The sequence below is a fragment of the Proteus sp. PR00224 genome (genome assembly GCF_016238105.1).
In the GTDB taxonomy this organism is placed as follows: Bacteria; Pseudomonadota; Gammaproteobacteria; order Enterobacterales; family Enterobacteriaceae; genus Proteus.
This window is the reverse complement of record NZ_JAEHQU010000001.1, coordinates 62,033-81,500: the sequence shown is the minus strand read 5'-3', so window position 1 is coordinate 81,500 and position 19,468 is coordinate 62,033. Positions and strand designations below refer to the sequence as shown.

Sequence of the window (19,468 nt, the reverse complement as noted above, 5' to 3'; positions counted from 1 at the left end):
ATACACCTTAATCAATGATTAGCTTGCGTTTCACACCAAAAAGCATAACAGAGCGACAAATAAAAGGTATAATAGAACTATTAAGTTAAAAAAATAAATCAATAAATTCAACAAAGTAAAAGTCATACAAAATATCATTTTTAATCAGAAATATTCAGTAAACTGAACTTTACTTAAACTACATAAGTCACACCTATCGTTATGATAATGATTATCAATCACGAAAAGCACTTTTTGCCTACCTGTTATTTTCCCCATGCTTAAAATAGGTTATAAATAACATACGTTACTATTCTATTTACTTGGGCACTGTGTCCCCACCATTTTTGTGGGAGGTTTTATGGCTGAAAATGTCGTTAATGATATTCTGAAATGGTTAGAAACCCAGTTACAACGTAACGAAGGTATAAAAATCGATACGATTGCAAATAAAAGTGGCTACTCTAAGTGGCACTTGCAACGCATTTTTAAAGATTTTAAAGGCTGCACATTAGGCGAATATGTTCGTAAACGTCGCTTATTAGAAGCTGCTAAATCATTACAAGAAAAAGATATGTCTATTTTAGATATCGCTTTAATGTATGGTTTTAGCTCTCAAGCAACATTTACACGTATCTTTAAAAAGCATTTCAATACTACACCCGCTAAATTTAGAGAAAATGGCAAAATGCCAGACACTCATTGCTTTATGTCATGTGAAAATCACTAATCAATTTCACATCACAGTATTCTTCATGAAAAAAACCAGCTTTTTAGCTGGTTTTTATGCTTATTGTTTATCGTTTTCTAACGTTGATAATAATTACGCTATCGCTGTCACAAGCCATTCTTGAAGCTCGTTAAGCTCTATTTTATTATTAGGATATCGCTGAATGAGTTGCTCAATAAGCGCTTTTAGAGACTCAGGTGTGTAACGTTGCCCTACCAACATCTCTGATAATGCTTCTAATGGCGCAGGATCTAAACTGTCTGTATATATTTGACTTCTAATAACGTTGCCACGCTCAATATCAAAATGCAGCTCAACGCCCCCCCATTTAAAACGATTATCTAAAAGATGTGAAAATGCAGGTGCTTGTCCAAAATTCCATTCCCAACTACTTTGTTTAGTGAAAGTTTCTTCAAAACCGGGTAAATCAGGTAATTTTTGCGGTGAAATAATCTCTGCTTCTACTCGTTCACCATAGTATTCAAAAAAGCTTTCAGTGATAGTTTCACAAAGTTTTTCATGGGTAATATTAGGTTTAAGCTCGATCAAATTAGCCACTCGAGAGCGAACAGAAGTGATACCTTTAGCTTGAAGTTTTTTCGGATCTGGATTGAGGTAATTAGCTAGTCTAGATAAGTTAGCATTTATTAATAATGTACCATGATGAAAACCACGATCTTTAGTCTCTTTATAGGCTGATCCAGAAACCTTTCTTTCACCATCATCTTGAGGAACCACCAAATCGTTACGTCCTGATGCCGTAGCATTAATGCCTGCTTTTAACAATCCATCAAGAATAATTTGAGTTGAAATTGTTTTATTATATTCTGGCTTTCCTGCCATAAAGGTAAAACAGGTATTGCCAAGATCATGGAAAACAGCCCCACCACCACTTGAACGGCGAGCTAATTTCACACCATCTTCATCCATTTTACGGGTATTACACTCTTTCCATGGATTCTGTGCTCGACCAATAACTACCGTATTATCGTTACGCCAAAGAAAAAGTACGCGTTGATCAGCGGGCATTTGTCTAAAAATACACTCTTCAACAGCAAGGTTAAACCAAGGATCATAAGACTCGGAAATTAACAGACGCAATTTGCCTGACATAAGGAATACCTATATGAAGAAAATAAGGTATAAGATACCATAACTCTCAATATATTAGGCTGTTAAATGGCACGAAACTACAATCGGCGAGCCTGCCAAAATGTCTTTTTCCAATAGACATTATCAAGGGATGAACGAGTTACCCCTTTGCTAGTTGATGCATGAATAAATGTATTATCAGTATCATAAATACCGACATGAAGCCCATTTTCACCACCGCCCGTTTTGAAGAAAACCAAATCACCAGGCATTAAATCACTTTTACTGATTTGTGTACCATATTTGGTTTGATCAATGGTCATTCGAGGAAGTTTTATATCAAAACGATCACTGTAAGTTTTATACACGAAGCCTGAACAATCAATACCAGAAGGCGTCATTCCACCATAGCTGTAAGGCGTACCATACCATTGCTCAAGTTGCGATTTTAATTGCACTATCACCATGATGGGATCGGAAAGTTGTGTTTTTAAGGGAGGCGCTGGTGGAATACGCTTAGACGGACTAGATGAACACCCAGCCAGCAGAATAATACAGAGTAAGAAAGGATAAAAAACGGACTTTCTCATTGCATCCACCATTGTTATTACCATAGATTTTAAAATCTATCTGCTTTTTTAAGCAAAAACAAGTTATTGAAGATGAATGAGTGATGATTGGTAGAATAAATCACACAATTAACAACAGGGATCAGAAAATAGATTCTGCAATCATTAAGTTAATGTGATTGTGCTTCTTTCGTTTTTTGGCTTATTAACCACACTCCGACCATGATAAATGCTACACCCGCTGTTTTTGTCCATGATGGTGTTTCTTGAAACCAAGGCAATATCACTGCAAGAATATAAACAAACACATAACTCAAGCTGATCAGCGGATAGGCTTTATTTAAAGGAATGGTACGTAAAGTGAATAGCCAGCAAACCATAGAAAGAACATAACCGACAAGGCCAGCAAACACGATAGCGAGTGGCGTTACATTGGCCCACAACCATGAAAAATCAACCCACTGTTTTTCTAGCTGTAAAGCTGGTAATTCAGACATACCAAACTTTAGCAACAATTGAGCCGCCGTCACTAATAATGCGCTTCCAATTGCCCATAGATAGCCTTTCATGCTTGTATACTCATCAATAAAATACCAATCATAATTGACGCGATACCAATCCAATGTTTTACATTAACGGGCTCTTTATAAACAAACTGGCCAATTAATGTCACCACAATAAAGTTAATACTTAACATAGGATAAGCAATACTAAGAGGCAGAATTTGTAATAATCGTAACCAAAACAACATCCCCAAACCAAGCATTGCAATGGCAATAAAAAGCCAGAAAATCGTTTTTCTGGCTTTTGTTAATGAGTCACTTTGCCAGCTAACCACCGCTTGCTTTTGACAAACTTGCCCTATGCAGGTCAAAAAGCTCACGATCAGCAATAAAACAAATGACATTAATTACGCTTCTCATAAGTTAAAATAGCAACTCGATGGTTTGTCACCAGCTCTTCAGGTCTTGGTAATTGTGCTAGTTTCTTAGGATCTTTAAAGGTAATAACAACTGAAACATTCCCTTCTTTTCTTGCTTCTTCTAACCACTGAGCAAAATTATCAGGTTTAATTAATTTATGCTGAGAATCAGGGTACTCTTCAACACCGTAAGTCAATTCGCCTGTTCTTTCATAAAGGTAAATATCGCTACGCTGTAATTCCCACGCTAATCCCGCGCCGATACCAACACTATTGCTCACAATGTATTTGCTTGCGTTTAATGTCTCTATATTTTGGCGAATAAATTCTTGAGGTAACTTTCCATCTACGCTGCTATTTGGTATTGCCTGACCGATACATAAGCTAACGCCTAGCGAACAAGACGCCGCCCATAACCAGTGTTTTCCATTAAGTGTAGAGCAAAGATAACCAATAATGCCCCATAATGAAAATGCCACTATAGCTAATACCCATTTAGACCATTCATATGGCATATATATAGGTTTTGAAGAAGCGAGTTGGATAATTAAAATAGCGATAACAACAGCAACACCAATAAAGATATTGATATAACCATTTATACGCAGCGCTTTCATTCTAAATTTGCGTGCACAATCTACGCCATATTTCGCCATTAGCATTGCTAGCGGCGCCATAAACGGCAGCATATACGTCGGTAGCTTACCTTTCGCAATACTAAAAAATAAGAATGGAACGACAAACCAGCATAATAAGAAAAATAATTCAGGACGCTTACGTCTTTTCTTCCATGCGCTAGTTAATGCTCCAGGCAATAGACCAAGCCACGGTATAACGCCGAGTAATACAACAGGAATGTAGTACCAAAATGGAGAACTATGTTGAGCATCTTCACCCGAAAAACGCTGAATATGTTCAACCCAGAAGAAGTAGTGCCAATAATCTGGCTCTGCCTTAGCAATAGCCAATGCCCACGGCAAACTAATTAATGCTGCACTAAATACGGCAAGTAAGCCATAGAGCAACATTTGCGTAAATTGTTTTTGATACAGCGTGATAGGTATCATAACAATGACCGGAATAGCTAACGCTAAAAATCCTTTGGTCATAAATGCCATACCACATGCAAGCCCTAATGTTATCCACGCCAATATTCGTGTTTTTACTGTGGTAGCTTTAAGCGCCCAAAAACAGCAAACCATACTTGCGGTAACCCAAAGTGCCAACATAGGATCTAATACACTGTAAGTACCTACGCTAAACACTAAGAACATGGATAAATAGATTAAACTAGAAACAAAGGCAACTTGGCGGTTACGCCACATCATTCTTGCCAATAAATAGACAAGTAATGTGCTTAAGAGAATAGAAATAACTGAGCCAAAACGTACAGCAAAATTGGTGTGGCCAAAAATTAATTGGCTAACATTATTGATCCAATAACCTGCTACGGGCTTCTCAAAATAGCGAATATCGAGCATATGAGGAACAATCCAGTTCCCGCTCACCACCATTTCACGGCTAATTTCCGCATAACGGGTTTCATCTGGTTGCCATAATAACCGGCTGTTCAATGGAAATAAGTAGGTAAGAACAAAAAAAAGAGCCAAGAGGATGGCCCCGATTTTACTCGCCCGGTTATTCAACATAGTTTCGTTAGACCTCTTGTTGGCACCCTAACCAGCCTTCTCGACCTGGAAAGTCAGATCGAACAACTTTACCCATCGGAAGCGTTTCTTTATCTAGTGGTAATAAATCGCTTAACGGACAGAATTCGATGCCTTCATTTGCAATCATTGCCAGTAACTGCTCAAATTGAGCGGCTTTTGACATTCCTTCAACTTCGGTATGGATAGTATAAACAGGTATTCCACTGTCTTTTTTGATTTCATCAATAATAAATTGATTAAAATCTTCATCCTTTACCTTTGTACCAACAACTTCATCATAAGTTGGTAATGTTACTGGAATTTGCACCGTACCGATAGAACCATTTTCTAAAATGGGCCTAAAAGGATGCGTTCCTCGACAATCGCTATTGTAATCGAATTGAAAAGTTTCTTTCACTGTTAATACGCGTTCATCTGCTCGCCATCCAGCAACTGCCGAACATTTTACAGGGTTTTCAAGTGCTTTTTCCAGTGCTTCAACACCTAAACGAACTTGTTGCATTAATTCTTCTGTTGACCAGCGCCCGACTTTTGCTTGCCAGCCTTGATGATCCCATGAATGCAATCCAACTTCATGTCCCGCATCTTGGGTTTCTTTCATCAAATAACCTAAATTTTTAGCAATTTTTTTACCCGGCCATGCTGTTCCTGCTAATAAAATATCTAAGCCGTACAGTGATGCAGCATTAGATCTCAGCATTTTCCATAAAAATTTAGGCTTTAAAAGGCGCCATAAATGGCGCCCCATATTATCTGGACCCACACTAAAGAAGAAGCTGGCATGAATGTTATGTCTGGCAAATACATCCAGCAGTTGTGGAATACCTTGTTTCGTTCCTTGATAAGTATCCACATCAACTCTCAAACCAACTTTCTTCATTATTTATTCCTATTTAGTGCCTAATTCTTCAACTGCGCCACGTAAGAAGAAATCTAATGTTTCTTCTACTGTTTGGCGAGTTTCAATACTTGGTTTCCAATCCAATAAACGCTCTGCGTTTTTAATGCTTGGCTTACGGTGTTCAACATCTTGGTAGCCTTTACCATAGTAACTGCTACTTTCAATTTTCTTGAAGCCTGCAAATGGAGGGAAGTGACCACGTAACTCATGTTTTTCAAAGCAATCTAACAGCATTTCTGCTAATTCGCGAATACTTGCTTCGTTAGTTGGATTACCGATATTGATAATTTGGCCGTCACATTTGTTATCACGGTTTTCAATAATACGGAATAAAGCTTCAATACCGTCATTAATATCAGTGAAACAACGTTTTTGCTCACCACCATCAACCAATTTAATTGGAGAACCTTCAACCAAGTTCAGAATTAATTGTGTGATTGCACGAGAGCTACCAATACGTGCTGAATTTAAGTTATCTAAACGAGGTCCCATCCAGTTAAATGGACGGAATAACGTAAATTTAAGACCTTCTTTGGCACCATAAGCCCAAATAACTCGGTCTAATAACTGTTTAGATACAGAGTAAATCCAACGTTGTTTATTAATTGGACCAACAATCAGACGTGAATTATCTTCGTCAAACTCTTTATCATCACACATACCATAAACTTCTGATGTGGATGGGAAAATAATACGCTTATTATATTTAACACAATAACGTACAATTTTTAAGTTTTCTTCAAAGTCTAATTCAAATACACGTAATGGATTACGGGTATATTCAATTGGTGTTGCAATAGCCACTAATGGCAGAATAACGTCACATTTTTTAATGTGGTATTCAATCCATTCTGTATGAATGCTCACATCACCTTCAATAAAGTGGAAACGTGGATTACCAATAAAGCGCTCAATTGCAGAAGAACCGATATCCATACCATAAATATCATAGTTATCATCTTTCAATAGACGCTCTGTTAAATGGTTACCAATAAAGCCATTCACACCTAAAATCAGAACACGTTTACGACGTTTTACTTGTGCCGTGGCTTTGGGTCCAACGCGAACATCAGTCACAATGCCCATTTCTGCCGCTAAACGACTTCCTTGAACATAAAGACCATTTTCACTTTGACCAGTAACAACTTCGATTGCACCTTTCGCACACGCAATCACTAAAGGTTCTGTTGAAATGACAGTACCAGGACGTTTGCCTTGATTATCAGCAATAGCGCGTGAACGCCAGATAATCATTTTGCGTTCACCTAAGAAAGTGAATGCACCTGGGTATGGTTCTGTAACAGCACGTACTAAGTTGTGGACTGTTTTTGCATCTGCATACCAGTCGATTAAACCATCATCAGCGCAACGACGGCCAAAATAAGTTGCTTGGCTTTCATCTTGTGCAGTTGTTGAATAATCACCTGATGCAATATGTGGCAACGCGCTAGAAAGTAACTTATCAGCGGCTTCTCTTACTTTTTCATGTAAAATCAGAGAAGTATCATTATCTGCAATAGTGACTTTTTCTTGAGCAACGATATCACCTGCATCAGCTTTCGCTGTCATTTTATGCAGAGTAACACCCGTTTCTGTTTCACCGTTCACAATCGCCCAATTAATTGGTGCGCGGCCACGATATTTTGGTAATAAAGAACCGTGTAAATTAAACGCGCCTTTTGGTGCCAAATTCAGGATCTCATCACTTAACATGTGACGATAATAGAAAGAAAAAATGACATCAGGTTTCATTTCACGAATACGTTCAATCCACAATGGGTGATTGACATTTTCAGGTGCAAATACTGTCAATCCCATTTCTGCACTCACACGAGCAACAGATGAGAAGAAATGATTTTCATTAGGATCGTCAGTGTGGGTAAATACAGCCTGAATATCATAACCTGCTTTTTCAAGTGCTTTCAAACCAACACAGCCAATATCGTGATAGGCAAATACTATTGCTTTCATTAGTCTTTTTCCTGATCTTCGTTGGGTTTATTAATACCAACCACTTTTTGGATAAAATACCGAGGACGCGCTCTTACATCATTATAAATTCGGCCTATATACTCACCTAATAAGCCCATTGCAACGAACTGCGCACCGATAAACATAAATAAGATTGCAAAAAGTGTGAATACACCTTCAGCAGCCCACATTGCACCGAAAATAATACGTAAAATAATCAACAGTAAGGCTAAGACAAAGCCAGATACAGCGATCACACTGCCGACAATGCTTAATAAACGTAATGGTGCCGTGGTTAAACAAGTTAATAGGTCGTACATTAAATTAATCAGCTTTAAAAAACTGTATTTTGAATCGCCATATTCACGCTCTGCGTGTGCAACATCAATTTCAATAGTACGACGAGCGAATGTGTTCGCCAGAATTGGAATAAATGTACTTCTTTCGTGACACTGTAACATCGCTTCAACAATATGGCGACGATAAGCACGCAACATACAACCGTAGTCTCCCATAGAGCGACCCGTTGCTTTAGTGATCATTGAGTTGATCATTTTTGAAGCGGTTTTACGAAACCATGAATCTTGGCGGTTACGACGACGAGTTCCGACAACGTCATACCCTTCTTCAGCAGTCGCGACAAGTCTTGGGATCTCTTCAGGTGGATTTTGTAAATCAGCATCCAATGTGATCACTAAATCACCATCAGCCTGATTAAAACCAGCCATAATTGCGGAGTGTTGGCCGTAATTACGGTTTAAAATAATTGCAATAACGTGATTTTCTTCAATGGCAGCCGCTTCTTCTAACATCTTAGCTGAATTGTCGCTACTACCATCATCAACAAGGATCAGTTCATATTCTTGTCCTAATTGTTTACAGCTTTTAATTGTACGTTCTAAAAGCTGAGGAAGGCTCTCTTCCTCGTTATAAACGGGGATTACAACCGATACTTTCTTGATTTCATCAAATGTTGACACTTAAATATGCTCCGAAAGAATTTCATTGATCGCATCTACAACGCGAATAACATCTTCATTACTCATATCAGGAAACAGCGGCAGCGAGCATAACGTTGCAGAGTTCCATTCTGATTGAGGAAGGGATAAAGAAGGATAGCGCTCACGATAATATTTTTGGGTGTGCGCTGCGCGGAAATGAAGCCCTGTACCAATATCTTTTTGCTTCAATTTCTCCATAAAAGCATCACGATCGATACCACAGGCATTTTTATCAACTCTCACCATAAACAGGTGATTTGCATGTAAATGTGAATATTCAGGGACACTCAACATTTCTAATGGAGAATCTTTGAGTTTTTCACGATACACTGCAACCAACTCAGCACGTTTAGCATTCATTTCATCTAAACGCCCTAATTGCACCACAGCAATCGCTGCATGAATATCAGATAAGTTGTATTTATAGCCAGGTTCAACAACTTCTGCTTGAGGTTTACGGCCTTGAATTTGTCTATCAAAGGCATCTACCCCTAAACCGTGGAATTTTAAGCAACGTACTCTATTGGCTAATTCGTCATTATCAGTAACAACTAATCCGCCTTCTGCACAAGTTACATTTTTAATCGCGTGAAAAGAGAAAATAGAGGTTCCTTTTTCACCAATCCATTCATTTTTATAGCGAGTACCAATAGCATGCGCTGCATCTTCAATAAGAGGAATGCCTGCATCTTGTGCAACTTTTCTTAATGCATCAAGATCGCAAGGTGCACCCGCATAATGAACCGGAATAATTGCTTTCGTTCTAGGTGTAATTGCTTTTTTGACGTCTTCTGCACTCACCATCAAAGTATCACGGTCAACATCAATCATCACTGGCTCTGCACCAAGTAATGTGATGATGTTCATCGTCGAAACCCAAGTTTGTGATGGTGTGATAACTTCATCACCAGCGCCAATTCCCATCGCCATTAAAACAACATGCATACCCGCAGTGGCAGAGCAAATTGCGATAGCATGTTTGCTACCAAATTTTTCACAAAAATCTTGCTCTAATTGATGATTTTGAGGGCCTGTTGTAATCCAACCTGAACGCAGTACATCCTCAACGGCTTTGATTTCTTCATCGCCAATCGCAGGGCGAGAGAAAGGAAGGAAGTGACTCATAAAAATGTAGCCTAGTTAATGAATGAATAAAAAACAATTATATACAAACTATTGTTCACCGACATCCGTCTTATTAAGAAAACATTAAAAAATCCTTAATAATTACTTGGGGATAAGCTTAACAATAGTCATATTATTGCAAAACCCGCCAATCAATATGATCAACATCATTGATGCACTTGATATTTGAATTAAATGTAGTTGATAATAATTTTTCGTCCAATAAGAGTGCAGATGCGCCAGAATTAACCAAATATCCATTTTTTATGAGCCAAACTCTGCCTGCTTTTTGATAAGAATGATTCAAATTATGTGTACTCATAATAACGGCACCACCTTGTTGGCAAAATTTATCAACCCATTTATCCAAAATTGCCAACTGTACGACATCTAAATTATTCGTTGGTTCATCAAGTAATATTAATTTTCCTTTTAAATCATAACTTGACCATAATTGGATAAATGCACCAACAATTCTAACCCTTTGCCATTCGCCTCCTGATAAATGATGAATGTTTTTTGACAATAATTTGTCAATTTTAAAATCATTTAACAGCATATTTAATTGCTGAACATCCATTTTCGACAATTTATGATATAGCGAGAGATAATGAAAAACAGGCATAAATGACAAAGCTTCCAATTGTTGTATAACAATGCTTTGCATTCTAGAAAGATCATCATATTTATAATGTCTTATTGAAGTTTCGTTTAGAATGATTTCACCATTAAATGGAAGCTCTCCTGCGATTGCCATTAAAAGTGTGCTCTTTCCCGCGCCATTTGCGCCAATTAAGTGAACACGTTCGCCATAATTTACTTGTTCTGTAAATGCGTTAAGTCGATTATTAACACTTAAATTCTCAAGTTTAAGTAACGCCATATTACAAACGCCCCATCTCTTTTGTTGCCAATAACCAGATAAATAAAGGCGCACCAAGCGTTGCTGTAATCACTCCTATCGGAACTTCTGCACCATTTAAAATCAAGCGAGATAGCAGATCAGCAAGCAATAATAATCCGCCACCAGCAAGCGCGCACGCGGGTAATAACGTTTTATAATGGGTTATTCCACATAGTCTTAATAAATGCGGTACAACAAGCCCTACAAAGCTTATAGCGCCCGCTAAAGCAACGCTCAGCCCTATCAATAACCCAACGGCTAAAATAAACCAATTTCGCCATTGATTAACGGATATACCTAATTGCTTTGCTCTGAATGAACCCAAAGATAAATAATTAAGAACATCAGCTTGTAGAATAAGAATTAAGACAATAGGGATAAGAGTCCAAAATAAGATTTGATGACGCCAATCAATGCCACTAAAACTCCCCATCAACCAATACATTAATTGTCTTAAATCCAAAGCTGAACTGAAATAAACCAGCCAAGTCATTATCGCGCTTGCCATAACACCTAATGCCACACCAATTAATAGTAACTGAGCATTAGACAGTTTTCTTATGCGAGTAAAAAACATTAATAAGAGAGTGATCCCTAATGCACCGAGTATCGCCGCACTACTTATTAACCAAGGACTTAAACCAATTTGTAAAACAATGATTAATACAACACACACTCCCGCACCACTGCTTACTCCTAGTAATCCTGGCTCTGCGAGTGGATTTTGGAATAGTGCCTGCATAATAGCGCCTGCAATTGCTAGGCTGGCACCAACAGCCACTACTGCAAGTATTCTTGGTAAACGGATCTGCCAAACAAATAAATGGGCTTCATCTGTTAACCATTGATGTGGAAATAACGTAATCTCACCAACAGAGAGGGAAAAAACAAACAAGAAACATAATACTAATGTCATTAGAAACAGCTTTTTTCTGTCGTCAATGCGTTGTCTTTTAGTAAATTTAATCAGAGGATTTATTTCTTTTTCTTTATTCATTTCATTCCCTATCCATGCAACAACGGCTCTTACTGTTTTTATTTATAAAATAATTTTTTAGCAACATAACATGTTCGTATTCAATGATGAAAAACTAAATTTAGAACATGTAAGCCAGTCTCTAATAATGGAGAAAAAATTGGAATTAACTATCACAGTGTTGATATAGGCAAGAGATGAAAAGAAAGAGTCAAAATAAGAAATGAGAATAAAAAGAAAGATAACGAAAAAATAAAAACCTTCCATCCAAATAGAAATATCCATTCAGACTATATCGATAAATATAAACATCCTAATGCGTTTATCATCAAAATTAAATACAGACAATTATGATAAAAAAACGGCTTTCAAAGAAAGCCGTTTTGGATGTTTTTTAAATCTTATTCTTTTGGTGTTGCGCTCTCAACCCGGCTTTTTAACTTTTGTCCTGGGCGGAAAGTAACAACACGGCGAGCTGTAATAGGAATGTCTTCCCCAGTTTTCGGATTACGACCTGGGCGCTGATTTTTATCACGCAGGTCAAAGTTTCCGAATCCAGACAGCTTCACCTGTTCTCCATTTTCAAGAGAACGACGCACTTCCTCAAAAAAGGATTCTACAAGGTCTTTTGCATCGCGTTTGCTAACACCAAGTTTTTCAAACAGATTTTCTGCCATTTCAGCTTTTGTAAGCGCCATAGGTCTAGTCCCTCAAGGATGCTTGGAATCGCTGTTTCAATGCTGCTACACAGTTACTCACTGTTGCAGCAATCTCATCTTCTTCCAGTGTATGCTCGATATCCTGCAAGATTATGCTAATAGCGAGGCTTTTATAGCCCTCTGCTACTCCCTTACCACAATACACGTCAAATAAGTTTATGCCAACTATTTGATTTCCGCCAACTTTCTTACATTCGGCTAAAATATCCTCTGCAGCAACATCATTCGGAACAACTACAGCGATATCTCTACGATTCGAAGGGTAACGAGAAATTGCTTTTGCTTGTGGTAAACTGCGATTTGCAATTGCATTCCAACGTATTTCGAATACTACCGTACGACCGTTTAAGTCAAGTTTACGTTCAAGCTCTGGATGAACAACGCCAATACAGCCAATATATTCATTTCTCAGATAAATCCCAGCACTTTGTCCCGGATGAAGTGCTGAATGATTAGCTGGTTTAAATGTAATTTCATCTAGCTGGCCTGTCAATTCCAGAATTGATTCAATATTACCTTTCAAATCAAAGAAATCAACAGTTTGCTTCTCTAAACCCCAATGTTCTTCATTACGGTTGCCCGCGATCACACCAGCTAACATAAGTTCCTGACGTATTCCATATTCTGCTTGATTATCAGGAACAAAACGCAGACCTGCTTCAAATAACCTAACTCTAGATTGTTGACGGTTCTGATTATATACAGTCGTAGTCAATAATCCGGTTAATAAAGACAGTCTCATTGCTGACATATCCGCTGAAATTGGATTAGGCAGAATTAATGCTTCTTCATTTGGATGTAGTAAAGATTGGATCTTAGGATCAACAAAACTATAAGTAATTGCTTCTTGGAAGCCGTTGTCTACTAGCATTGTTTTAACGCGTTTTAATGACAAGTTCGCTTCGCGATGATTAGTCATCACCAAATCAGCGCGTAATGGTACATCTGGAATATTGTTGTAACCATAAATACGAGCAACTTCTTCAATCAAATCTTCTTCGATTTGAACATCAAAACGCCAAGAAGGAACTGTTGCTAACCAGCCATCATTTTCAACAGAAACGTTGAAACCTAAGCGAGTTAATGAATCCAGAACTTGTGCATCATCAATTACGTGACCTAATAAACGGTCTAATTTTTTACGTGTTAATTTAACTGGTGCAATATTTGGTAAATGTGCTTTATTGGTTACATCAATCACTTCACCAACTTCACCACCGCAAATTTCTAACAGTAACTTAGTTGCACGCTCAATTGCGTTGTATTGCAGCTCAAAATCAACACCACGCTCAAAACGATGAGAGGCATCAGTATGCAAGCCATAACGACGTGCACGGCCTGTGATGGATAATGGAGAGAAGAATGCACACTCTAAGAAAACATTTTTCGTTTTTTCATTAACACCTGATGATTCACCACCGAAAATACCAGCCATACCTAATGCTTGTTTTTCGTCAGCAATAACTAATACATCTTCTTTTAATGTAATTTCATTGCCATCAAGTAAAGTCAGTTTTTCACCTTCTTTACCCATACGAACAACAACAGCACCTTCAACGCGATCAAGATCGAACGCATGTAGCGGTTGACCCATTTCAAGTAGGATTAAGTTGGTGATATCAACAATTGGGTCAATAGAGCGAATGCCTCCACGACGTAATTTTTCTTGCATCCATAAAGGTGTTTTTGCTTTCACATTCATATTAGTGAAAACACGACCTAAATAACGTGGACACGCTTCTGGCGCTTCAACACGCACAGGGAATGTTGCTGAAGAAGTTGCCGCAACAGGCGACATATCAGGTACTTGGCATTCCATTTTGTTGATAACAGCGATGTCACGAGCAACACCTAAAATGCCTAAGCAATCCGCACGATTTGGTGTAATGCTAATTTCAATCGCATTATCATTTAATTTTAAGTATTCACGAATATCCATGCCAATAGGTGCATCAGCAGGTAATTCAATAATACCTTCATGATTTTCTGAAATAGCTAATTCAGAAAATGAGCACAGCATACCTTCAGAGGGTTCACCACGAAGTTTTGCTGCTTTAATTTTGAAATCGCCTGGTAATACAGCGCCAACAGTTGCAACTGCAACTTTTAGGCCTTGGCGGCAATTAGGTGCGCCACAAACGATATCGAGTAATCTGTCACCGCCTACGTTAACTTTCGTTACACGCAATTTATCGGCATTAGGGTGTTGTCCACATTCAACAACTTCACCTACAAACACACCGTGAAAATCACCGGCAACAGCTTCAACGCCGTCAACTTCAAGGCCAGCCATTGTCAGTTGTTCAGAAAGCGCTTCGCTACTAATCGCTGGGTTTACCCACTCACGTAACCAAAGTTCACTGAATTTCATGAGATAATCCCACCTTATTTAAACTGTTTGAGGAAACGAAGATCATTTTCGAAGAATGAACGCAAATCGGTGACACCGTAACGTAACATAGTCAGACGTTCCATACCCATACCGAACGCAAAACCAGAATAAACTTCAGGATCGATACCTACATTACGTAATACATTTGGGTGAACCATACCGCAACCCAACACTTCTAACCATTTACCATTCTTACCCATTACATCGACCTCTGCTGAAGGCTCAGTGAATGGGAAATAAGAAGGACGGAAACGAATTTCCATATCTTCTTCAAAAAAGTTTTTTAGGAAATCATGTAGTGTTCCTTTTAAATTGGTAAAGCTAATGTCTTTATCAACAATTAAGCCTTCAATTTGGTGGAACATTGGTGTGTGAGTCTGATCGTAGTCATTGCGATATACGCGACCTGGTGCAATGATGCGAATAGGTGGCTGTTTATCTTGCATAGTACGAATTTGTACACCCGATGTTTGTGTACGCAGTAAACGCTTCGCATCAAACCAGAAAGTATCGTGGTCGGCTCTTGCTGGGTGATGTGCAGGAATATTCAACGCATCAAAGTTATGATAATCATCTTCGATTTCAGGGCCAGATTCTACAGAAAACCCTAATTCGCCAAAGAAAGTTTCAATACGTTCAATTGTACGAGTTACTGGGTGTAGACCACCGTTTTCAATACGGCGACCAGGCAAAGATACATCGATTTTCTCAGCAGATAAACGTTCGTTTAATAATGCTGATTCAAGATAATCTTTACGAGTATTCAGCGCTTGCTGAACCTCTTGTTTAGCCTGATTAATGACAGCCCCTGCAGCTGGACGATCTTCCGCGGGTAAGTCGCGCAGCGTGGACATCTGAAGCGTTAAATGACCTTTTTTCCCCAAGTATTCAACACGAACCGAATCCAGCGCAGCAACATCCTGTGCCTCTTCGATAGCTGCTTTAGCTTGAGCAACGAGTTCAGCGAGATGTGGCATCGTTTCCTCTTCCTTTGACCTGATGAGGTCTATTAGTTGTTATCAATGATGACGAATAAAATTGCCTTTTTAGTTTCTAACCCAGTATTGGGATCTGAAAACAAAAAAGCCTCCATATTGGAGGCTCAGGCGCTACTTTTCGTTTCTTTTCTTACGCGCAAAAGCCCCCTTGAATTAGGCGCTAAAGTAAAAAAAGAAACGGAAAAAAGCGATATTTAACATTGGTAATGTCTCTTAAAATATTAACTTATTGAATTTATATCATTAAGCCACAGATTTAGACAAAATAAAAGAGGGAGAAAACTCCCTCTTCCATTGCTTAATAAATAATTAAGCCAGAGCACCTTTCGCTTTTTCAACTAAAGCAGCGAATGCTACTTTGTCGAATACAGCGATGTCAGCCAGAATCTTACGGTCGATTTCAATGGATGCTTTTTTCAGACCATTGATGAAACGGCTATAAGACATACCGTTCTGACGAGCTGCTGCGTTGATACGCGCGATCCACAGCTGACGGAACTGACGTTTTTTCTGACGACGGTCACGGTACGCATATTGACCAGCTTTGATAACAGCCTGGAAAGCTACACGATATACACGAGAACGTGCACCGTAATAACCTTTAGCTTGCTTTAAAATTTTCTTGTGACGAGCACGGGCGATAACACCACGTTTAGCACGAGCCATATTAAACTCCTAAATGTCTATATTCTGTTAAAAAAGTGATACTTATGCGTATGGTAAGCAAGCTACGACCAGACCTAAATCTCCTTTAGAGACCATGCCTTTTGGACGTAAATGACGTTTACGCTTAGTTGACTTTTTAGTCAGAATGTGACGGAGGTTAGCATGCTTGCGCTTGAAGCCACCACCAGCAGTTTTTTTAAAGCGCTTAGCTGCGCCGCGTACTGTTTTAATCTTTGGCATTTCTATAATCCACTTCGCATTGTTAATAACATAAAATAATAAGGCGAATAGCAATCAGCCTTTAAAGGCTGACGCTATTACTTGAATTGCCCGACTATTTCTTCTTCGGCGCTAACACCATGATCATCTGACGCCCTTCAATCTTATTAGGGAAAGATTCAACAGCAGCCAGTTCATCCAAATCTTCACGGATACGGTTAAGCATTTCCATACCGATTTGTTGGTGTGCCATTTCACGACCACGGAAACGCAGTGTGACTTTGGCTTTATCGCCATCTTCAAGAAAACGAATCAGGTTGCGTAGTTTGACCTGATAGTCGCCTTCATCTGTACCAGGACGGAATTTAACTTCCTTAACCTGAATAACTTTTTGTTTCTTTTTCTGTTCTTTGAGAGTCTTACTTTTCTCATAGAGGAATTTGCCGTAGTCCATAATACGACAAACCGGCGGCTCGGCATTAGGACTAATTTCAACTAAATCAGCACCTGCTTCCTCGGCTTTCTCAAGAGCCTCTTTCAGACTAACAACTCCAATCTGTTCGCCATCTAAACCTGTTAAACGAACTTCATGAGCGCGAATCTCACCATTGATGCGATTCTGACGCGTTGATTGAATTCTTTTTCCGCCTTTAATACCTTATTCCTCCAACTGATGAAGACTTCTGCTTCTAATTTCTTGCAGAAGCTTTTCTTTAAATTCGTTAACGTCGATACTACCAAGGTCTTTTCCTCGACGAGTACGAACCGCCACTTTGCCTGATTCAACTTCTTTATCTCCACAGACAAGCATGTACGGAACACGACGTAAAGTATGTTCACGAATTTTAAAGCCAATCTTCTCATTTCTCAAGTCTGCTTTTGCTCGAATTCCGGCATCTTGCAATTCTTTGACGAGTTTTTGTACATAATCAGCCTGTCCATCCGTGATATTCATCACGACAACCTGCTGTGGTGCTAACCAAGTTGGGAAGAATCCTGCGTATTCTTCTGTCAGAATACCAATAAAACGTTCTAAGGATCCCAGCACTGCTCGGTGTAACATAACAGGTACTTTACGCTCGTTGTTTTCGGCAACATAAGATGCGCCTAAACGACCTGGTAGTGAGAAGTCTAATTGAACTGTACCACACTGCCATGCACGATCTAAACAATCGTAAAGTGTAAATTCTATTTTAGGGCCATAAAACGCCCCTTCGCCTGGCTGATATTCAAATTCAATATTGTTATCAGTTAAGGCTTTTGCTAAGTCTGCTTCAGCAACATCCCATAATGCATCTTCACCGATACGTTTTTCTGGGCGAGTAGACAGCTTAACAACGATTTTTTCAAATCCAAAAGTAGAATATACATCATAAATCAATTTGATGCAGTCATTTACTTCACTTAAAATCTGTTCTTCAGTACAGAAGATATGCGCATCGTCTTGTGTAAAGCCACGAACACGCATTAAACCATGCAATGCACCTGATGGTTCATTACGATGGCAACTACCGAATTCAGCCATACGTAATGGCAAATCACGGTAAGAACGTAAACCTTGTTTGAAGATTTGTACGTGACCTGGGCAGTTCATTGGTTTGATACAATATTCACGGTTCTCTGAAGATGTTGTGAACATGTTTTCTTTGTAGTTTTCCCAGTGACCTGTTTTTTCCCAAAGAACACGATCCATCATAAATGGACCTTTTACTTCTTGGTAATCATATTCTTTTAATTTACAACGTACAAATGTTTCTAACTCACGGAAAATAGTCCAGCCATCATTATGCCAGAAAGCCATACCCGGCGCTTCTTCTTGCATATGATATAAATCAAGCTGTTTACCAATTTTGCGGTGGTCACGTTTGGCCGCTTCTTCTAAGCGATCTAAGTAAGCTTTTAACTGTTTCTTATCAGCCCAAGCTGTACCATAAATGCGTTGTAGCATTTTATTATCGCTGTTACCGCGCCAATATGCACCTGCGATTTTCTGTAATTTGAAGTTATGACAGAAACGCATGTTTGGAACGTGTGGTCCACGGCACATATCAACATATTCTTGGTGATGATAAAGACCTGGTTGAGAATCTTGGCTAATATTTTCGTCAAGAATAGCAACTTTATAGTCTTCACCACGAGAAACAAATGTTTCACGAGCTTCAGCCCAGCTTACGCGTTTTTTAACAACGTCATAATCTGTTTTCGCCAACTCTAGCATGCGTTTTTCTAGAGTGTCTAAATCTTCCTGTGTTAGCGAATGGTCTAAATCGACATCGTAGTAGAATCCATTTTCAATAACAGGACCAATCGCCATTTTGGTGTGTGGCCATAATTGTTTAATTGCATGTCCCAATAAGTGGGCACAAGAGTGACGAATAATTTCAAGACCTTCATCATCTTTTGCGGTGATAATCGCCAGATTTGCATCATGTTCGATTAATTCACAAGCATCTACCAGCTCACCATTAACACAGCCTGCAATACATGCTTTCGCAAGTCCAGGGCCGATATCTGCAGCGACATCCATGACAGAAACTGCATTTTCAAATTGACGTTGGCTTCCGTCAGGAAGAGTAATAATTGGCATTTAAAATCCTTATTTACAGTGGTGACCCATACGCAAGATCACTTGTA

General features: G+C 38.8%; 20 protein-coding genes and 1 other annotated feature. Of the genes, 1 reads left to right on the top strand and 19 read right to left on the bottom strand.

The features are described 5' to 3' along the window. Positions 1-340: 340 nt before the first annotated feature. On the top strand, positions 341-709 hold the full coding sequence (locus JEP71_RS00435) for a helix-turn-helix domain-containing protein (RefSeq protein WP_069369334.1): 369 nt from the start codon (positions 341-343) through the stop codon (positions 707-709). Between the two features lie 93 nt (positions 710-802). On the opposite strand, the gene JEP71_RS00430 is transcribed toward JEP71_RS00435, so the two are convergent. The 19 genes from JEP71_RS00430 to thrS all read right to left on the bottom strand — a co-directional run bounded on the left by JEP71_RS00430 (position 803) and on the right by thrS (position 19,421). Next, entirely contained in the window at positions 803-1,822 is a 1,020-nt protein-coding gene (locus JEP71_RS00430; protein ID WP_198625559.1) for a lipoate--protein ligase A, read from the bottom strand. 77 nt (positions 1,823-1,899) lie between these two features. Continuing rightward, entirely contained in the window at positions 1,900-2,391 is a 492-nt protein-coding gene (locus tag JEP71_RS00425; protein WP_036937364.1) for a C40 family peptidase, read from the bottom strand. A 149-nt stretch (positions 2,392-2,540) separates the two neighbouring features. Then, on the bottom strand, positions 2,541-2,939 hold the full coding sequence (arnF, locus tag JEP71_RS00420; RefSeq protein ID WP_198619629.1) for a 4-amino-4-deoxy-L-arabinose-phosphoundecaprenol flippase subunit ArnF: 399 nt from the start codon (positions 2,937-2,939) through the stop codon (positions 2,541-2,543). Then, a complete protein-coding gene (arnE, locus tag JEP71_RS00415; protein ID WP_198619630.1) occupies positions 2,936-3,277 on the bottom strand; it encodes a 4-amino-4-deoxy-L-arabinose-phosphoundecaprenol flippase subunit ArnE in 342 nt (113 codons plus the stop codon). The genes arnF and arnE overlap by 4 nt, the downstream gene beginning before the upstream one ends. Next, positions 3,277-4,941 carry a lipid IV(A) 4-amino-4-deoxy-L-arabinosyltransferase gene (arnT, locus tag JEP71_RS00410; protein ID WP_160230314.1) on the bottom strand — a complete coding sequence of 555 codons (1,665 nt, stop codon included), beginning with the start codon at positions 4,939-4,941 and terminating at the stop codon, positions 3,277-3,279. Before arnT ends, arnE begins: the two co-directional genes overlap by 1 nt. A 7-nt stretch (positions 4,942-4,948) precedes the next feature. Continuing rightward, on the bottom strand, positions 4,949-5,842 hold the full coding sequence (gene arnD, locus JEP71_RS00405) for a 4-deoxy-4-formamido-L-arabinose-phosphoundecaprenol deformylase (RefSeq protein WP_109372449.1): 894 nt from the start codon (positions 5,840-5,842) through the stop codon (positions 4,949-4,951). A gap of 9 nt (positions 5,843-5,851) precedes the next feature. After that, entirely contained in the window at positions 5,852-7,834 is a 1,983-nt protein-coding gene (arnA, locus tag JEP71_RS00400; protein WP_198625558.1) for a bifunctional UDP-4-amino-4-deoxy-L-arabinose formyltransferase/UDP-glucuronic acid oxidase ArnA, read from the bottom strand. Beyond that, positions 7,834-8,814: an undecaprenyl-phosphate 4-deoxy-4-formamido-L-arabinose transferase gene (arnC, locus tag JEP71_RS00395; RefSeq protein ID WP_198619632.1), complete on the bottom strand. Its 981-nt coding sequence runs from the start codon at positions 8,812-8,814 to the stop codon at positions 7,834-7,836. Before arnC ends, arnA begins: the two co-directional genes overlap by 1 nt. Continuing rightward, positions 8,815-9,960 carry a UDP-4-amino-4-deoxy-L-arabinose aminotransferase gene (gene arnB / locus JEP71_RS00390; RefSeq protein ID WP_198619633.1) on the bottom strand — a complete coding sequence of 382 codons (1,146 nt, stop codon included), beginning with the start codon at positions 9,958-9,960 and terminating at the stop codon, positions 8,815-8,817. A gap of 133 nt (positions 9,961-10,093) precedes the next feature. After that, positions 10,094-10,843 (bottom strand): vitamin B12 ABC transporter ATP-binding protein BtuD, encoded by a 750-nt coding sequence (locus tag JEP71_RS00385; RefSeq protein WP_198619634.1) that lies wholly within the window; start codon positions 10,841-10,843, stop codon positions 10,094-10,096. A gap of 1 nt (position 10,844) precedes the next feature. Next, on the bottom strand, positions 10,845-11,861 hold the full coding sequence (btuC, locus tag JEP71_RS00380) for a vitamin B12 ABC transporter permease BtuC (RefSeq protein ID WP_198625557.1): 1,017 nt from the start codon (positions 11,859-11,861) through the stop codon (positions 10,845-10,847). Positions 11,862-12,241: 380 nt separating this feature from the next. Then, complete coding sequence (gene ihfA, locus JEP71_RS00375) at positions 12,242-12,538, bottom strand: integration host factor subunit alpha (RefSeq protein ID WP_023582381.1); 297 nt, start codon at positions 12,536-12,538, stop codon at positions 12,242-12,244. A gap of 4 nt (positions 12,539-12,542) precedes the next feature. After that, positions 12,543-14,930 carry a phenylalanine--tRNA ligase subunit beta gene (pheT, locus tag JEP71_RS00370; protein ID WP_198625556.1) on the bottom strand — a complete coding sequence of 796 codons (2,388 nt, stop codon included), beginning with the start codon at positions 14,928-14,930 and terminating at the stop codon, positions 12,543-12,545. 14 nt (positions 14,931-14,944) lie between these two features. After that, entirely contained in the window at positions 14,945-15,928 is a 984-nt protein-coding gene (gene pheS, locus JEP71_RS00365; protein ID WP_023582383.1) for a phenylalanine--tRNA ligase subunit alpha, read from the bottom strand. 99 nt (positions 15,929-16,027) lie between these two features. Further along, positions 16,028-16,151: a sequence feature (Phe leader region), on the bottom strand. Then, the gene (gene pheM, locus JEP71_RS17715; RefSeq protein WP_120655563.1) at positions 16,103-16,150 is read right to left on the bottom strand and encodes a pheST operon leader peptide PheM; all 48 of its coding nucleotides are present in this window, start codon (positions 16,148-16,150) and stop codon (positions 16,103-16,105) included. Its footprint overlaps the feature before it by 48 nt. Positions 16,152-16,258: 107 nt before the next feature. Next, a complete protein-coding gene (rplT, locus tag JEP71_RS00355; RefSeq protein WP_006537111.1) occupies positions 16,259-16,615 on the bottom strand; it encodes a 50S ribosomal protein L20 in 357 nt (118 codons plus the stop codon). A 42-nt stretch (positions 16,616-16,657) separates the two neighbouring features. Next, a complete protein-coding gene (gene rpmI / locus JEP71_RS00350; RefSeq protein WP_004263702.1) occupies positions 16,658-16,855 on the bottom strand; it encodes a 50S ribosomal protein L35 in 198 nt (65 codons plus the stop codon). A gap of 94 nt (positions 16,856-16,949) precedes the next feature. Then, positions 16,950-17,489 carry a translation initiation factor IF-3 gene (infC, locus tag JEP71_RS00345; RefSeq protein ID WP_036937410.1) on the bottom strand — a complete coding sequence of 180 codons (540 nt, stop codon included), beginning with the start codon at positions 17,487-17,489 and terminating at the stop codon, positions 16,950-16,952. A gap of 3 nt (positions 17,490-17,492) precedes the next feature. Then, the gene (thrS, locus tag JEP71_RS00340) at positions 17,493-19,421 is read right to left on the bottom strand and encodes a threonine--tRNA ligase (RefSeq protein ID WP_198625555.1); all 1,929 of its coding nucleotides are present in this window, start codon (positions 19,419-19,421) and stop codon (positions 17,493-17,495) included. Between the last annotated feature and the right edge of the window lie 47 nt (positions 19,422-19,468).

Excerpts from the sequence above, each read along its gene's own strand:
- JEP71_RS00435 (WP_069369334.1), top strand. The coding sequence starts at position 341 with ATGGCTGAAAATGTCGTTAATGATATTCTGAAATGGTTAGAAACCCAG.
- JEP71_RS00430 (WP_198625559.1), bottom strand. The coding sequence starts at position 1,822 with ATGTCAGGCAAATTGCGTCTGTTAATTTCCGAGTCTTATGATCCTTGG.
- JEP71_RS00425 (WP_036937364.1), bottom strand. The coding sequence starts at position 2,391 with ATGAGAAAGTCCGTTTTTTATCCTTTCTTACTCTGTATTATTCTGCTG.
- arnF (WP_198619629.1), bottom strand. The coding sequence starts at position 2,939 with ATGAAAGGCTATCTATGGGCAATTGGAAGCGCATTATTAGTGACGGCG.
- arnE (WP_198619630.1), bottom strand. The coding sequence starts at position 3,277 with ATGTCATTTGTTTTATTGCTGATCGTGAGCTTTTTGACCTGCATAGGG.
- arnT (WP_160230314.1), bottom strand. The coding sequence starts at position 4,941 with ATGTTGAATAACCGGGCGAGTAAAATCGGGGCCATCCTCTTGGCTCTT.
- arnD (WP_109372449.1), bottom strand. The coding sequence starts at position 5,842 with ATGAAGAAAGTTGGTTTGAGAGTTGATGTGGATACTTATCAAGGAACG.
- arnA (WP_198625558.1), bottom strand. The coding sequence starts at position 7,834 with ATGAAAGCAATAGTATTTGCCTATCACGATATTGGCTGTGTTGGTTTG.
- arnB (WP_198619633.1), bottom strand. The coding sequence starts at position 9,960 with ATGAGTCACTTCCTTCCTTTCTCTCGCCCTGCGATTGGCGATGAAGAA.
- JEP71_RS00385 (WP_198619634.1), bottom strand. The coding sequence starts at position 10,843 with ATGGCGTTACTTAAACTTGAGAATTTAAGTGTTAATAATCGACTTAAC.
- btuC (WP_198625557.1), bottom strand. The coding sequence starts at position 11,861 with ATGAATAAAGAAAAAGAAATAAATCCTCTGATTAAATTTACTAAAAGA.
- ihfA (WP_023582381.1), bottom strand. The coding sequence starts at position 12,538 with ATGGCGCTTACAAAAGCTGAAATGGCAGAAAATCTGTTTGAAAAACTT.
- pheT (WP_198625556.1), bottom strand. The coding sequence starts at position 14,930 with ATGAAATTCAGTGAACTTTGGTTACGTGAGTGGGTAAACCCAGCGATT.
- pheS (WP_023582383.1), bottom strand. The coding sequence starts at position 15,928 with ATGCCACATCTCGCTGAACTCGTTGCTCAAGCTAAAGCAGCTATCGAA.
- rplT (WP_006537111.1), bottom strand. The coding sequence starts at position 16,615 with ATGGCTCGTGCTAAACGTGGTGTTATCGCCCGTGCTCGTCACAAGAAA.
- rpmI (WP_004263702.1), bottom strand. The coding sequence starts at position 16,855 with ATGCCAAAGATTAAAACAGTACGCGGCGCAGCTAAGCGCTTTAAAAAA.
- thrS (WP_198625555.1), bottom strand. The coding sequence starts at position 19,421 with ATGCCAATTATTACTCTTCCTGACGGAAGCCAACGTCAATTTGAAAAT.